Genomic DNA, 14,866 nt, shown 5'->3' on the forward strand with positions numbered 1-14,866 from the left:
AAGGGGCGGTGACATCGCAGGTCACGGCGCTATCGGCGGGGTGAAAGAACGACGGCGGCGGGCCGCCGTCCGCGACCCGCCGCCGTCCCCCGCCACTGCGCTCAGCGGTAGAGCAGGTACTCCCGCCGCATCCGCCGGAACCCCGTCAGCTCCTCCTGCCAGCCGGCCACCACCTCGTCCGTGTCCGCGCCCGCGTCGATCATCGTGCGCACCCGGGCGGAGCCGGTGAGCTTGTCGATCCAGTTGTCCGCACGCCAGGCGAAGCCGCTCCACGACCGCCTGGCCGTGATCAGCAGCCCGATCCCCGTCCGCACCGGATCGAACGCCTCCCGGTCGTGCACGTGCAACTGGACGCCCCCGATGGTCTTCCCCTGGAATTTGGAGAACACCGGCGCGAAGTACGCCTCCCGGAACCGCACGCCCGCGAGGCCCAGCCCGTTCGCCTCGGCCGCCCAGCGTCCGTCGAGGCCCTCCGCCCCGAGCAGCTCGAACGGCCGGGTGGTCCCGCGCCCCTCGGACAGGTTGGTGCCCTCGAACAGGCACGTCCCCGAGTACACCAGCGCCGTCTCCGGCGTCGGCATGTTCGGGCTAGGCGGCACCCACGGCAGCCCGGAGGCGTCGTAGAAGTCCGAGCGCTTCCAGCCCGACATGCGCACGGTCTCCAGCGGCACCGGCGCGGTGAGGAACTCGCCGTTGAACAGCAGCGCCAGCTCCGCCACCGTCATCCCGTGCGCCTGCGAGACGGGCTGCCGCCCCACGAAGGTCGCGAACTCCTTGTGCAGCACCGGACCCAGCGCCGCCCGCCCGGTCACCGGGTTCGGCCGGTCGAGCACGACGAACCGCTTGCCCGCGAGCCGAGCCGCCTCCATGCAGTCGAACAGCGTCCAGATGTACGTGTAGAAGCGCGCGCCGACGTCCTGGATGTCGAAGACGACCGTGTCCACGCCGGACGCGGTGAAGATGTCGGCCAGCGCCTGACCGCTCTTCAGGTACGTGTCGTAGACGGGCAGGCCGGTGGCCGGGTCGTCGTAGCGGCCCTCGGAGCCGCCCGCCTGGGCGGTGCCCCGGAAGCCGTGCTCCGGGCCGAAGACGGCGGTCAGCTCCACGCGGTCGTCGGCGTGCATGACGTCGACGATGTGCCGCACGTCCCGGGTGATGCCCGTCGGGTTGGTGACCACGCCCACGCGTTGCCCGTCGAGCGGCGCGTAGCCGTCCGCGGCGAGCCGTTCGAACCCGGTGCGCAGCCGCCGGCCGCCACCCTCCCGCGACGCCTGCCCGGACGCGGCGTGCGCGGGCGCCGCGGAGGCCGCGACCGCGGCCGTGGTGGTGGCGAGCAGGGCCCGTCTGGACAGCTTCATGCGGTGACCTCCGTGATCCCGGCGGGTGTCATGGCCACGCACGCTAGCGCGCCGGGCCGCCCCGGGGAACGAACCGGACCGACCCCGCGCGGAACACCTCTTCCGCCGAGCATACCGACCGGTTAGTCTGACGCGGGTAGCCGCTGGGAGCCGCGTCGAAGGAGACCGATGGTGCAAGCCGTGCAAGGTGCGAAGGTGGTCGTCACGGGAGCCGGGGGCGGGATCGGAGCGGCCCTCGCCCGCCGCTTCGCCGCCCACGGGGCGCAGGTCGTCGTCAACGACCTGGACGCCGACCGCGCGAAGGCGGTCGCCGAGGAGATCGGCGGCCTCGCCGTCCCGGGCGACGCCTCCACGGTCGTCGCCGAGGCCCGCGACGCCCTCGGCGGCACGGTCGACGTCTACTGCGCCAACGCGGGCGTCGGCCGCGACGGCGGGGAGCCCGGTGAACCGCTCGACGAACAGGGCTGGGCGCTCTCCTGGGACGTCAACGTCATGGCGCACGTCCGCGCGGCGCACGAACTGCTCCCGGACTGGCTGGAGCGCGGCAGCGGGCGCTTCGTCTCCACCGTCTCCGCCGCCGGACTGCTCACCATGATCGGCACCGCCCCCTACAGCGTCACCAAGCACGGCGCCCACGCCTTCGCCGAGTGGCTGTCGCTGACCTACCGCCACCGCGGGGTGAAGGTCCACGCGATCTGCCCGCAGGGGGTGCGCACCGACATGCTCGACGCCACCGGCAGCGCGGGCGACCTGGTCCTCAGGCCGACCGCGATCGCACCGGACGACGTGGCCGACGCCCTCTTCCGCGGCATCGAGGAGGACCGCTTCCTGATCCTGCCGCACCCCGAGGTCGCCGAGTACTACCGGGCCCGCGCCACCGAACCCGAGCGCTGGCTGGCCGGCATGAACCGCCTCCAGCGGCAGTGGGAGGCCACCCGGTGACCGCCTCCCGCTACGCGGCCAAGCCCTGGCTGTCCCTGCTCACCGACGCCCAGCGCGCCCCCGTCGACCCCGCCGACTCCCTGGTGCACGCCCTGCGCCGCGCGGCGGCCGAGACCCCCGACCGCACCTTCCTCGCCTACTTCGACGGCCGTCTGACCTACCGGGAGGCCGACCGGCTCAGCGACTCCGTCGCCGGCCACCTCGCCGCACGCGGCCTGGAACGCGGCGAGAGGGTGGCCGTCCTGCTCCAGAACTCCCCGCTCTTCGTGCTCGCCCTGCTCGGCGCCTGGAAGGCCGGGGCGGTGGTCGTGCCCGTCAACCCGATGTACAAGTCGGGCGAGGTGACCCACGTCCTGCGGGACGCCGGCGTGGCCGCGCTGATCTGCTCCGACCGGGCCTGGGAGGCGTACCTGCGCGACACCGCGGCCGGCTCGCCGGTGCGGATCGTGCTCACCGGCTGCGAGCTGGACTTCCAGACCCGCGGCGACGCGCGCGTGCTCACCTTCGAACGGCTGCCGCAGGCGCCGGACGCCGACGACCTCACCACCGTCGCCCGGCGGGGCCACCCGGCCCCCGGGGACCGCGATCCCGCGCCCGACGGCACGGCCCTCATCAGCTACACCTCGGGCACCAGTGGCACCCCCAAGGGCGCCACCAACACGCACCGCAACATCATGTACAACGCCGAGCGGCAGCGCACCGGCCTGGGCCTGCCCGAGGCCCCGGTCTACTTCGCGCTCGCCCCGCTGTTCCACATCACCGGCATGGTGTGCCAGCTCGGCGCCTGCCTGAACAGCGCGGGCACCCTCGTCCTGGCGTACCGCTTCGACGCGGGAGCCGTGCTGGACGCCTTCGCCGAGCACCGGCCGCACTACACCGTCGGCCCGTCCACCGCCTTCATGGCGCTCGCCGCCCACCCCGGCGTGAGCCGCGACCACTTCTCCTCCTTCCGGGTGATCTCCTCCGGCGGGGCCCCGCTGCCGCCCGCCCTGGTGGAGCGGTTCCGGACCGGCTTCGGGCCGTACCTCCGCAACGGCTACGGCCTGACCGAGTGCACCGCCCCCTGCGCCTCCGTCCCGCCGCACCTCGAGGCGCCCGTGGACGAGGCCTCCGGGACGCTGGCCGTCGGCGTCCCCGGACCCGACACCGTCGTACGGATCGTCGACGACCGGGGCGAGGAGGTGCCCTTCGGCGAGCAGGGCGAGATCGTCGTGCGCGGGCCGCAGGTCGTGCCCGGGTACTGGGGACGCCCCGACGCCACCGCCGAGACCTTCCCGGACGGCGAGCTGCGCACCGGCGACATCGGCTTCATGGACCCCGAGGGCTGGCTGTACGTCGTCGACCGCAAGAAGGACATGATCAACGCGTCCGGCTTCAAGGTGTGGCCGCGCGAGGTCGAGGACGTCCTGCACACGCACCCGGCGGTCCGCGAGGCGGCCGTCGTGGGCGTGCCCGACGGCTACCGCGGGGAGACCGTCAAGGCCTTCGTCAGCCTGCGCCCCGGCGCCGAGGCGGACCCGGCCGAGCTCGCCGCGCACTGCAAGGAGAGACTGGCCGCCTACAAGTATCCGCGGCAGGTGGAGGTCCTGCCGGAGTTGCCGAAGACGGCCAGTGGGAAGATCCTCCGGCGGGAACTGCGTTCCCCGAGCCACGACTAGCAGCGACACGGAAAGGCGGGTGGCGGCAGTGCCCAGGACCACGGACGGGGACGGCACTCCGGTGCCGCAGCGGCTCCTGGCCGCCGCCACCCGGCTCTTCGCCGAGCAGGGCTACGACCGCACCTCGGTGCAGGAGATCGTCGAGGCGGCCGGCGTCACCAAGGGGGCGCTCTACCACTACTTCGGCTCCAAGGACGACCTGCTGCACGAGGTGTACGCGCGCGTGCTGCGCGTCCAGCAGGAGCGCCTGGACGCCTACGCGGACGCCGACGAGCCGATCGAGAAGCGGCTGCGCGGCGCGGCGGCCGACGTCGTGGTCACCACGATCGAGAACCTCGACGACGCGTCGATCTTCTTCCGCTCCATGCACCAGCTGAGCCCGGAGAAGCACAAGCAGGTGCGCGCCGAGCGCCGCCGCTACCACGAACGCTTCCGCGCGCTGATCGAGGAGGGCCAGGAGGCGGGCGTCTTCTCCACGGCGACCCCGGCCGACCTGGTGGTCGACTACCACTTCGGCTCCGTGCACCACCTGTCGACGTGGTACCGCCCCGACGGCCCGCTCAGCCCGCAGGAGGTCGCCGACCACCTGGCCGACCTCCTGCTACGAGCCCTGCGCCCGTGAGGTCCGCCGGGGCCCGCACGTCAGGTGACTGCGGGCCCCGCGTCGGTGAGGTTCGCCCCCCGGGTGTCGGGTGACTGCGGGCCCCGCGTCCGTGAGACCAGCCCGCGTGTCAGCCGGCTGAGGACCCCGCGTCCGTGAGGTCCGCCCGCCCGCGTGTCAGGTGGCCGAGCAGGGCCGCCGCCGCGGGGTTGCGCGGCCGCGGGCCGCGCCCGGCCGGCACCATCGTGCGCCCCGGATCCGGCTGCCGCACCGTGACGCACGGCAGTCCCGCCCGCTCGCCGATCGGCCGGGGCACGAACGCCACCCCGATCCCGGCCCGCACCAGCTCCACCAGCAGCCGGCCTGCGTGACGTCGCAGGTGATCCGGCGCCGCAGCCCGCAGTGCGCGGCCAGGCGCCGTACGGCCGTCTCCAGACCGGTGCCCGCGCGGAAGTCCACGAACGGCTCCTCGGCGAGATCCCTGATCAGCGCCCTCCTGGCGCGGGCGAGCCGGCCCCGGCGCGGTGATCAGCACCAGCTCCTCGTGCCAGACCGCGTGCACCGTCAGCCCCTTTGGCAGCTCCCGCGCGTCCGGTGCGAGGTACGCCAGATCCAGCTCGCCCGCCCGCAGCGCCTCGGTCAGCTCGTCCACCGTGGCATCCCGCACGGAGACCCGGACAGCGGGGAACTCCTGGTGGAAGGCGGCCAGTTCACCGGGCAGATCGACACAGGTCAGCGTCTGGATGGTGCCGATGGACACCCGCCCGGTGTGCAGCCCGGCCACCGCCGCCACCGCGTCCCGCGCCGACCGCGCCCCGGCCGGCAGCGCCCGCGCCTGCGGCAGCAGCGCGCGCCCCGCCTCGGTGAGCACCACCCGCCGGCCGGTGCGGTCGAACAGGTCGGCGCCCAGCTCCCGCTCCAGATTGCGGACCGAGGTGCTGAGCGCCGACCGCACGATCAGTTCGGCGCGGGCGGCGGCGGTGAAGCTGCCCTCGGTGACGACCGCCACGAAATGGCGGAGCTGACGGATCTCCATCCCCCGACCCTAGGGATCCATCGATTCCGTAGATCGGTTTCAGCGAAACCATCTGTTGGACCGCGGGCCCGGCGGAAACCGATGCTGACGGCATGGATCTCCTGCCGGCCGGACCACCGCCTACGCCCCCACCGTCCGCCGTCTCGTGGCCCGCCGGATCCTGCGCCTGCGCGACTTCCTGCACGCCCTGGCGCTGACGGACCACATCCCGTCCGGCGGCTACTGGGTCCTACAGGTACTTCTTGAGTTCCCGCCGGGCCAGGGACCGCTGGTGCACCTCGTCCGGGCCGTCGGCGAGCATCAGCGTGCGGGCGCCGGCGTACAGCTCGGCCAGCGGGAAGTCCTGGCTGACCCCGCCCGCGCCGTACAGCTGGATCGCCCGGTCCAGGATGCCGACGACCGTGCGCGGAGTGGCGATCTTGATGGCCTGGATCTCGGTGTGGGCACCCCGGTTGCCGACGGTGTCCATCATCCAGGCCGTCTTCAGCACCAGCAGCCGCAGCTGCTCGACCGCCACGCGCGCGTCGGCGATCCAGTTCTGCACCACGCCCTGCTGCGCCAGCGCCTTGCCGAAGGCGTTGCGGGACACCGCCCGGCGGCACATCAGCTCGATGGCCCGTTCGGCCATGCCGATCAGCCGCATGCAGTGGTGGATCCGGCCGGGGCCGAGCCGGGCCTGGGCGATGGCGAAGCCGCCGCCCTCCTCGCCGATCAGGTTGGCCACCGGCACGCGCGCGTGGTCGAAGACCACCTCGGCGTGACCGCCGTGGTAGTGGTCCTCGTAGCCGAAGACCTGCATGGCGCGCCGGATCGTGACGCCGGGCGTGTCGCGCGGGACGAGGACCATGGACTGCTGGCGGCGGATGTCCGCCCCGTCCGGGTCGGTCTTGCCCATCACGATGAAGACCGCGCAGTCCGGGTGCATCGCCCCGGAGATGTACCACTTGCGGCCGGTGATGACGTACTCGTCGCCGTCCCGCTCGATGTGCGTGGTGATGTTGGTGGCGTCCGAGGAGGCGACGTCCGGCTCGGTCATCGCGAACGCCGAGCGGATCTCCCCGGCCAGCAGCGGCTCCAGCCACTGCTTGCGCTGCGCCTCGTCGCCGAACTGCGCCAGCACCTCCATGTTCCCGGTGTCGGGCGCGGCGCAGTTGGTGACCGTCGGCGCCAGCTGCGGGGAACGGCCCATGATCTCCGCGAGCGGGGCGTACTGGAGGTTGGTGAGCCCGGCGCCGTACCCGGAGTCGGGCAGGAACAGGTTCCACAGCCCCTGCCGGCGGGCCTCGGCCTTCAGCTCCTCCACCACCGGCACGGTCTCCCACGGCGAGGCCGCCCGCTCACGCTGCTCGTGGACGACCTGCTCGGCGGGGTACACGTGCGTGTCCATGAAGGCGAGGAGCCTGGCGCGCAGCTCCTCCGTGCGCGCGTCGAACGCGAAGTCCATGTCCTGTCAGCCTTCCTGAAGGGTCGTCAGACCGTGGTCGATGAAGACGGGGACCAGGTCGCCGATGCGGTCGAAGCCGCGTCCGACCGTCCGGCCCAGGGTGTAGCGGTAGTGGATGCCCTCCAGGATCACGGCGAGCTTGAACCAGGCGAACGCCGTGTACCAGGACACCGCGGAGACGTCGCGCCCCGAACGCTCGGCGTACCGCTCGACCAGCTCGGCCGGCGAGGGGTGTCCGGGGGCCTCCGCGGTGGTGGAGACGGGGGAGTCCGGCATGCCCAGCGGCATGCTGTACATCACCAGCAGACCGAGGTCGGTCAGCGGATCGCCGAGGGTGGACATCTCCCAGTCGAGGATCGCGTTGATCCGGTCGTCCTCACCGATCAGCACGTTGTCGAGGCGGTAGTCGCCGTGCACCACGGCCGGCGCGGGGGAGCCGGGCAGCTCCCGCCCGAGCGCGGCGTGCAGCTCGTCGATCCCGGCCAGCTCGCGGTTGCGGGAGGCGTCGAGCTGCTTGCCCCAGCGCCGCAACTGCCGGTCCAGGAAACCCTCGGGCCGGCCGAAGTCCGCCAGACCCACCTCGCCGGGCTCCACCGCGTGCAGCTCGACCAGGGTGTCCACCAGGTTCAGCACGGCGTCCCGGGTGCGCGCGGGGCCGAGCGGGACGAGCTGGTCCGCCGTGCGGTACGGGGTGCCCTCGACGAACTCCATGACGTAGAACGGGGCGCCCAGCACCTCCTCGTCCTCGCACAGCAGCACGGTGCGCGGGACGGGAACGGCGGTCGGGTGCAGCGCGCTGATCACCCGGTGCTCGCGCTTCATGTCGTGCGCGGTGGCCAGGACGTGGCCGAGCGGGGGCCGGCGCACGACCCACCGCGAGGTGCCGTCGGAGACCGCGTAGGTGAGGTTCGACCTGCCGCCCTCGATCAGCCGGCCGGAGAGCGGGCCGTTCACCAGGCCGGGCCGCTCCCGTTCGAGCAGGCCGCGCAGCCGGTCGAGATCGAGTCCGGGCGGGTGGTCGGGGCTCATCGTCACTCCTACGGGCAGGCGAAGGGTACCCGCTCATGATGCCGACCGGTCGGTATGCCGTCCAGAGCGACGGCGAAACGTGATCGGGGCCACGATAGGCGCACACCCCGTCCGCCGCCCGTCCGGCCGCCACGCGAACGGCGTATATCGTCCCATTCGGCTTGCACGGCACCGGCGTACCCCGGAGGGTCGGACACATGAAGGCGATCAGCTACGCACGGTACGGCGGCCCCGAGGTGCTGGAACTGGGGGAGGTCGACGATCCCAAGGTCGGTCCCGACTCGGTCCTGGTGAAGGTCCGGGCGGCGGCCGTCAACCCGGTCGACTGGAAGTGCCGCGAGGGGTACCTGGACCAGGCGCTGCGCGCCGTCTTCCCGGTCGTCCCCGGCTGGGACGTCTCGGGCGTGGTCGTCCGGCCGGGTCCGGCCGTCCCGGAGTTCGCGCCCGGTGACGAGGTCATCGGCTATGTGCGCGCGGACGTCCTGTCCGGCGGCACCTTCGCCGAGTACGTCGCCGCGCCCGTGCGCACCCTCGCGCGCAAGCCGCGCAACCTGACCTTCGAGGAGGCGGCCGGCCTCCCCCTCACGGGCCTCACCGCCTACCAGGTGCTGTACCGGATCCTCGAGGTCAAGCGGGGCGAGACCGTCCTGGTGCACGCCGCGGCGGGCGGGGTCGGCTCGATCGCCGTCCAGCTCGCCGCCCACCTCGGCGCCCGGGTCATCGGTACGGCGGGCGCGCACAACCACGACTTCGTCCGCGGCCTGGGCGGAGAGCCGGTGAGTCACGGCGACGGCCTGGCCGAGCGGGTGCGGGGGCTGGCCCCCGAGGGCGTGGACGCGGTCTTCGACTCGGTCGGCGGCGACGCGCTGAAGGTCTCCGCGAACCTCCTCGCCCCCGAGGGCCGCCTCGCGTCGATCACCGACCCCGAGGTGGTGGGCTACGGCGGCCGGTACTGGTTCGTCCGCCCCGACCCGCAGGACCTGCGACGCCTGTCCGAACTCGCGGAGGCGGGCGTGGTGAGCGTGCACGTCTCGGAGACCTTCCCCCTGGAACGGGCCGCGGACGCCCACCGCCTCAGCCAGGAGGGCCGCACCCGGGGCAAGATCGTGGTGACGGTCACGACGGACTGACGGCGCACCCCACGGGCACCGCGGGCCCACCGGGGATCCGCGGCCCCCGGGGACGGGCGGAGGGGACAGGACCCGCACTCCGCCGGGGCGGCCTCACCCCTGGAGCACCAGGGCCGCCCCGGACACCGCCATCACCACCGTGCACAGCACCGCCGCGCCCGCGTACCGCGGCACCATCGCCCCCGGCGCGGTCGCGGCCGCCAGCCACCGGATCCGCCGGTGGGCGATCCGCAGGAACCCCAGCCAGCACCCGCAGCACACCAGGCACGCGACCACTCCGGCCGCCGACACCCCGCCGGCCAGAGCCGTCTTCCCGGCGAGCACGGCCACCACCGTGCCCGACAGCGTCGTGCGCCGCCACGCCAGCCGTGTCCGCTCCGGCTGCAGCCCGGGATCCCGCTCCGGCACCCGCGCCGCCGGGCCGCCCACCGGTCCGCTCACCCCTCCCACCCGACGAGCACGACCACGACCATCACCACGGCCACGACCGCGACGACCAGGCTCAGCAGCGCGGGGAACCGGGACACCGGCAGGTCCTCGCCGCGCCGCATCGCCCGCTCGCAGCGCACCCAGTGGTTGACCGCGCGCAGTGCGCACAGCACGCCCGCGGCGAGCAGCGCCAGCGCGAGCCCGACCCGCCAGCCCCAGCGCAGGTCCGGCAGGAACTGGTCCACGGCGAACCCGCCGCCGATCAGCGCGAGCGCGGTCCGCAGCCAGGCGAGGAACGTCCGTTCGTTCGCCAGGGAGAACCGGTAGTCGGGCGTCCCGCCCTCCCGTCGCACCTCCTCGGGCGCGAACCACAGCCTGACGTTGCGCACGAAGTCGCTCACGCAGTGCCCCCCGGCCCCGCGGACGACGGAGCGGCAGCCCCCGACCGGTGCGCCTTGAACCGCTCGTACGCCACCAGCCCGTCCGGGGTCCACTCCCACTCGCCCAGGCGCCGCTCCAGCTCCGCCTCCGACAGGAAGCCGTGCCAGGCCACCTCCTCGGCCTGCGGCCGCACCGGCAGGTCGCAGCGGACCTCGTACACCGCCGACCACCAGCTGTGGCCGGCCGCGTCGTCGTAGCGGAACGTGAAGAGGTACTCGGGACGCGGCAGACCGGTCACGCCCAGTTCCTCCTCGGCCTCCCGCAGTGCCGCCTCGTCGTAGTCCTCGCCCGCGCCGACGACCCCGCCGACGAACATGTCGTACAGGGACGGGAAGACCTGCTTGCCCGGGGTGCGCCGGTGGACGAAGATCCGGCCCTCGGCGTCCCGGGCCAGGACGAAGGCGCAGCGGTGCCGCAGCCCCCGCGCGTAGGCCTCACCGCGGGAGGACCGCCCGATCACCCGGTCGTTCTCGTCGACGATGTCGATGATCTCGTCAGCACTCATACGGCCATCCAAGCAGGCCGGCCGTGCGGGGGCGGGCGGCGCCGCCCGGCACGGGAGCGCCGCCCGGCCCGCCCCGCGCCGGCCCCTGGAGCGCACCCGCCCCGGTGTCACAAGTGGTCTGCATGTGAACGCAGTTGACGCGTGTAACGCACCGGGCACCCTTGACGTGATCCGTTGGCTGACGGTTTGCTGTGAGTGATCAGCTCATGGCAGTCGGCAGCCGACCACTGCCGTACCACCGACCACCCGCCGTGAGTGGAGCCACCAGAAGAGCGCGTGAGGAAGTCCCGCGGTGTCCCCACCCCCGCCTCCCCTCGGCCGTCCCCGCAGACGTGCGGCACAGGCCTTCGACGAGGCTCTAGACGACGCCGACCTCGTCGCCGCACGGACCGCGCTGTCACAGGGCCGATGGCAGCACACCCGCACGCTGCTGGTGCAGACGGGGGACGACTGGGACCGCAGGGGCCACCGGCTCACGGTGCTCGCGCGGGAGTCGTACTGCGCCGCCTGGGCCCGCGAGTGGCTGCTCGCCGAGCCCGACTCCGGTGACGCGTCCGCACTGCTCGCCCTCGCCCAGGTGCGGCGCGTGCTGCGCGGCAAGGAGAAGCCCGCCCGCGCCCGCGAGGCCTGCGCCACGGCGGCGGACCTGCTGCCCGCCGACCCCAGCCCCTGGCTCGGACTGCTCCTGCTGGAGTGCGCCCAGGGGGCCGAGGGGGACGTGGTCCGGCTCTTCGAACAGGTCCGCACCCGCTACGCGGACCACCACCACGCCCACCACCTGGTGGTCGCCTGGCTCGCGGAGCGCCGCGTGGACGCGGGCCCCGACCCGCTGCACGAGGTGTACGACTTCGCCAACTGGGCCGCCGAACAGGCCCCCGCCGACTCGCCGCTGGCGATCCTGCCGGTCGTCGCGCACGCCGAGCGCTACCGCACCCTGGCCGCCGCCGGGCACGAACCCGCCGACCCGGTCGCCTCCGGCCACTGGGTCGGCCGCCGCGCCCGGCAGGTGATGAAGACCGCCTTCGACTGGTGGCTGGAGTGGGAGCAGGAAGGCCATCCGCGCCGCCTGGTCGACCTCAACTTCCTCGCCCACGCCAAGGTCTGCGAGGGCCGGGGGGCCGAGGCCGCCGCCCTCTTCCACCGCATCGGCGACCACGTCACGGCCGCCCCCTGGTCCTACCCCGACCGGGACGCCCGCACCGCCTTCCGCACCGCCCGCGCCGCCGCCCTGGGCACGGCCTGACCCCAGCCCCCACCCCCCGACCCCCCACCCCCCGACCCGCCACCGATCCGAGGACGGTCTCGACATGACGACGGACAGTTCGAGCACGAGCAGAGCCACAGCCGACGGCATCCACACCTTCAAGGGGCAGGAGCGCGCCCTGCGCGCCGACCGCCTCGGCACCGGAGGCCTGCTGCTCTCCGTCCTGGCCGCGACCGCCCCCCTCATGGTGGTCGCGGGTGTCATGCCCACTACATTCGCGGTGATGGGCATCGTCGGCCAGCCGCTGCTCTTCGTCCTCCTCGGCGTCGTACTGGTCCTGTTCAGCCTCGGCTACGCCGAGATGAGCCGGCACGTCCACAACGCCGGCGCCTTCTACGCCTACATCTCCCGCGGCCTCGGCGGCACCGCCGGCGCGGGCGCCGCCCTGGTCGCGCTCGTCGCCTACAACGCCCTCCAGGTCGGCATCTACGGCATCTTCGGCTTCGAGGTCTCCGGCCTGTTCGCCACCTACGCCGACCTGGAGGTCGCCTGGTGGATACCGGCGCTCGCGGCCGTCGTCGCCGTCGGCGCGCTGGGCTGGCTCAAGATCGACGTCAACGCGCGCGTCCTCGGCGTCCTGCTGGTCATCGAGGTGCTGCTCGTCGTCGTCTTCGACATCGCCGCCGTCGCCGACCCCGCCAAGGAGGGCCTGTCCCTGCACGCCTTCAACCCGGACACGCTCTCCGGCGCCGGCGTGGGCACCGCCCTCTGCTTCTGCATCGCCGCCTTCCTCGGCTTCGAGCAAGCCCCCGTGTACGCCGAGGAGACCAGCAGGCCGCACGTCCTCGTCCCGCGCGTGATGTTCCTCGCGGTCACCGGCGTCGCCGTCTTCTTCGCCCTCAGCAGCTGGGCGCTGACCGTCGCCACCGGCCCCTCCGCGATCGTCGGCACCTCCCGGGAGCAGAGCGCGGGCCTGCTGTTCTTCCTCACCGAGGACCGGCTCGGCTCCACCTTCACCGACGTCCTGCACATCCTGTTCGTGACCGGCATGTTCGCCGCGATGCTCAGCTTCCACAACGTCGTCGCCCGGTACGCCTTCGCCATGGGCCGCGAGGGCCTGCTGCCCGCCGCCTTCGGCCGCACCACCGGCACCAGCGGCGCCCCCGGCACCGGCTCCCTGCTCCAGACCGGCGTCGCCGCCGTCCTGGTCGTCGTCTTCGCCCTCACCGACGACAAGCCGGCCGGCGACCCGACCGCGCCCGTCCTGCACCTGTTCACCTGGGGCGGCAACATCGGCGCCCTCGGCGTGATCGTGCTCATGGCCATCGCCTCCCTGTCCGTCGTCGTCTTCTTCGTCCGGCGCGGCGCCGCGGGCGCCCAGGCGTGGCGGCTGGTCACCTCGGGCCTGGCGGGCATCGCCCTGCTGGTGATCGCGGGCTACACGGTCAGGGACTTCGACGTGCTGGTCGGCGCGGGACCCGGCTCCTCCCTGAGCTGGGTCCTGCCCGGCGTCATCGGGCTCGCCCTCGTCGTCGGACTGGTCCAGGGCGCGGTCCTGCGCGCCCGCGCCCCCGAGCGACACGCCCGCATCGGGCTGGGCAACGAGGCGTTCCAGCTGGACAAGGAGGCCGAACGCACCTCGTAGACGGGGTGGTTACGGAAGTCTGACGGGCACCCGCGCTCCCTGGCCCGGCCGGGACGCGGGTGCTCGAATGGAGAGGTGAACTCCGAACATCCGCCGCCACCGGACCCGGACGAGCAGAGCGAGCCGGGCCGTCCCATCGGCCGCCGGGTCCTCCTCGGCACCCTCGGTCTGGGCGCCCTCGGCGTGGTCGGCGCCCCCACCCTCCAACGCGGCCTGGAGAGCTTCCTCGCCGGAGCCTCCGACAAGGACCCCACCGGCCTGACCGGACTGCTGCCGAACGGCGGCGGCTTCCGCTACTACTCGGTCACCTCCTCCGTCCCGCGCAGGAACGCCGACACCTACCGCCTCACCGTCGACGGCCTCGTCGACCGCCCCACCACCTACACATTGGACGAGCTGAGGGCGCTGCCGCAGACCCGCACGGTCCGCGACGTCCAGTGCGTCACCGGCTGGCGGGTGCCGCACACCCCCTTCGAGGGCGTGCGCCTGTCCCGGATCCTGGACGCCGCGGGGGTACGCCCCACGGCCGGGGCGGTGCGCTTCACCTGCTTCGACGGCGCCTACTCCGAGAGCCTCACCCTCGCCCAGGCCCGCCGCGCCGACGTCCTGGTCGCCCTGCGCATGCGGGACGAGGACCTCGGCCACGCCCACGGCGGCCCGGTCCGCCTCTACGTGGCCCCCATGTACTTCTACAAGTCCGCCAAGTGGCTCTCCGGCATCACCGTCACCGAGGACGTCGAACCCGGCTACTGGGAGGAACGCGGCTACGACGTCGACGCCTGGGTCGGCCGCTCGAACGGACGCGACGATGAACCCACGAGCTGACGCCCCGCCCGCCGCCGCCGTACGGCGCTTCGGCCGCGCCCCCCGGTGGGTGCACCGCGCCACGGCCGCGCTGATGGGCGTCTGCGTGCTCTCGGCCGCCTGCCTCTACGTCCCCCAGCTCGCCCAGCTCGTGGGCCGCCGCGCCCTGGTCGTCACCCTCCACGAGTGGTCCGGCCTCGCCCTGCCCGTCCCCGTCCTCGCCGGTCTCGCCTCCCGCGCCTTCCGCGCCGACCTGGGCCGGCTGAACCGCTTCGGCCCGCACGACCGCACCTGGCTGCGGGCCGCCCTGCGCCGCGACAAACGGCCGTCGTCCCGACCGGCCGGCAAGTTCAACGCCGGACAGAAGGTCTACGCGGCCTGGATCGCGGGCGCCACCCTGGTGATGCTGGGCACCGGCCTGCTGATGTGGTTCACCCAACTCACCCCGCTGGTGTGGCGGACCAGCGCCACCTTCGTCCACGACTGGCTGGCGCTGACCATCGGCATCGTCCTCGCCGGCCACATCGGCATGGCGTGGGCGGATCCCGAGGCCCGGCGCGGCATGCGCACGGGGACGGTCCGCCGGGAGTGGGCGGAGCGCGAACACCCGCTGTGGCGGCCCTGAGACGACACGGGCCCA

Annotated in this window: 15 protein-coding genes; 8 read left to right on the forward strand and 7 right to left on the reverse strand. The window is 73.6% G+C overall.

The window, feature by feature from the left end:
• Positions 1-101 precede the first annotated feature (101 nt).
• Positions 102-1,358, reverse strand: coding sequence for an exo-beta-N-acetylmuramidase NamZ family protein (locus tag FHX78_RS28100; RefSeq protein WP_189908603.1), 1,257 nt, complete (start codon positions 1,356-1,358; stop codon positions 102-104).
• A 168-nt stretch (positions 1,359-1,526) separates the two neighbouring features.
• Here FHX78_RS28100 and FHX78_RS28105 point away from each other — a divergent pair, with 168 nt between their 5' ends.
• Genes FHX78_RS28105 through FHX78_RS28115 form a run of 3 tightly spaced genes read left to right on the forward strand, consistent with a single transcriptional unit; the run spans position 1,527 to position 4,580 of the window.
• Positions 1,527-2,300 carry an SDR family oxidoreductase gene (locus FHX78_RS28105; RefSeq protein WP_145870197.1) on the forward strand — a complete coding sequence of 258 codons (774 nt, stop codon included), beginning with the start codon at positions 1,527-1,529 and terminating at the stop codon, positions 2,298-2,300.
• Positions 2,297-3,958: a class I adenylate-forming enzyme family protein gene (locus FHX78_RS28110; RefSeq protein ID WP_145870198.1), complete on the forward strand. Its 1,662-nt coding sequence runs from the start codon at positions 2,297-2,299 to the stop codon at positions 3,956-3,958. The genes FHX78_RS28105 and FHX78_RS28110 overlap by 4 nt, the downstream gene beginning before the upstream one ends.
• 28 nt (positions 3,959-3,986) lie before the next feature.
• Positions 3,987-4,580 carry a TetR/AcrR family transcriptional regulator gene (locus FHX78_RS28115; protein WP_145870199.1) on the forward strand — a complete coding sequence of 198 codons (594 nt, stop codon included), beginning with the start codon at positions 3,987-3,989 and terminating at the stop codon, positions 4,578-4,580.
• 109 nt (positions 4,581-4,689) lie between these two features.
• Here FHX78_RS28115 and FHX78_RS28120 read toward each other — a convergent pair whose 3' ends face one another.
• The 3 genes from FHX78_RS28120 to FHX78_RS28130 form a co-directional block, all read right to left on the reverse strand.
• On the reverse strand, positions 4,690-5,595 hold the full coding sequence (locus tag FHX78_RS28120) for a LysR family transcriptional regulator (protein ID WP_229923978.1): 906 nt from the start codon (positions 5,593-5,595) through the stop codon (positions 4,690-4,692).
• Positions 5,596-5,824: 229 nt separating this feature from the next.
• Complete coding sequence (locus tag FHX78_RS28125) at positions 5,825-7,039, reverse strand: acyl-CoA dehydrogenase family protein (protein ID WP_145870200.1); 1,215 nt, start codon at positions 7,037-7,039, stop codon at positions 5,825-5,827.
• Between the two features lie 6 nt (positions 7,040-7,045).
• Positions 7,046-8,068, reverse strand: a complete 1,023-nt coding sequence (locus FHX78_RS28130; RefSeq protein ID WP_145870201.1) for a phosphotransferase family protein — start codon at positions 8,066-8,068, stop codon at positions 7,046-7,048.
• Between the two features lie 197 nt (positions 8,069-8,265).
• Here FHX78_RS28130 and FHX78_RS28135 point away from each other — a divergent pair, with 197 nt between their 5' ends.
• Entirely contained in the window at positions 8,266-9,198 is a 933-nt protein-coding gene (locus FHX78_RS28135; protein WP_145870202.1) for an NADP-dependent oxidoreductase, read from the forward strand.
• 93 nt (positions 9,199-9,291) lie between these two features.
• Here FHX78_RS28135 and FHX78_RS28140 read toward each other — a convergent pair whose 3' ends face one another.
• The 3 genes from FHX78_RS28140 to FHX78_RS28150 are packed head-to-tail and all read right to left on the reverse strand — an operon-like array spanning position 9,292 to position 10,573.
• A complete protein-coding gene (locus tag FHX78_RS28140; protein ID WP_229923979.1) occupies positions 9,292-9,639 on the reverse strand; it encodes a DUF202 domain-containing protein in 348 nt (115 codons plus the stop codon).
• Positions 9,636-10,028 (reverse strand): YidH family protein, encoded by a 393-nt coding sequence (locus tag FHX78_RS28145; protein WP_145870203.1) that lies wholly within the window; start codon positions 10,026-10,028, stop codon positions 9,636-9,638. The genes FHX78_RS28140 and FHX78_RS28145 overlap by 4 nt, the downstream gene beginning before the upstream one ends.
• Positions 10,025-10,573, reverse strand: a complete 549-nt coding sequence (locus tag FHX78_RS28150; protein ID WP_145870204.1) for an NUDIX hydrolase — start codon at positions 10,571-10,573, stop codon at positions 10,025-10,027. Before FHX78_RS28150 ends, FHX78_RS28145 begins: the two co-directional genes overlap by 4 nt.
• Before the next feature lie 292 nt (positions 10,574-10,865).
• Here FHX78_RS28150 and FHX78_RS28155 point away from each other — a divergent pair, with 292 nt between their 5' ends.
• The 4 genes from FHX78_RS28155 (at position 10,866) to FHX78_RS28170 (ending at position 14,851) form a co-directional block, all read left to right on the forward strand.
• Positions 10,866-11,816, forward strand: coding sequence for a hypothetical protein (locus FHX78_RS28155; protein ID WP_145870205.1), 951 nt, complete (start codon positions 10,866-10,868; stop codon positions 11,814-11,816).
• Positions 11,817-11,880: 64 nt separating this feature from the next.
• Positions 11,881-13,422, forward strand: a complete 1,542-nt coding sequence (locus FHX78_RS28160; protein WP_145870206.1) for an APC family permease — start codon at positions 11,881-11,883, stop codon at positions 13,420-13,422.
• Between the two features lie 75 nt (positions 13,423-13,497).
• Positions 13,498-14,247 carry a molybdopterin-dependent oxidoreductase gene (locus FHX78_RS28165; protein WP_145870207.1) on the forward strand — a complete coding sequence of 250 codons (750 nt, stop codon included), beginning with the start codon at positions 13,498-13,500 and terminating at the stop codon, positions 14,245-14,247.
• Complete coding sequence (locus FHX78_RS28170; RefSeq protein WP_145870208.1) at positions 14,231-14,851, forward strand: cytochrome b/b6 domain-containing protein; 621 nt, start codon at positions 14,231-14,233, stop codon at positions 14,849-14,851. Before FHX78_RS28165 ends, FHX78_RS28170 begins: the two co-directional genes overlap by 17 nt.
• Positions 14,852-14,866: the final 15 nt, after the last annotated feature.

Origin of the sequence: Streptomyces capillispiralis, from assembly GCF_007829875.1 — a bacterium.
GTDB classification, from domain to species: domain Bacteria; phylum Actinomycetota; class Actinomycetes; order Streptomycetales; family Streptomycetaceae; genus Streptomyces; species Streptomyces capillispiralis.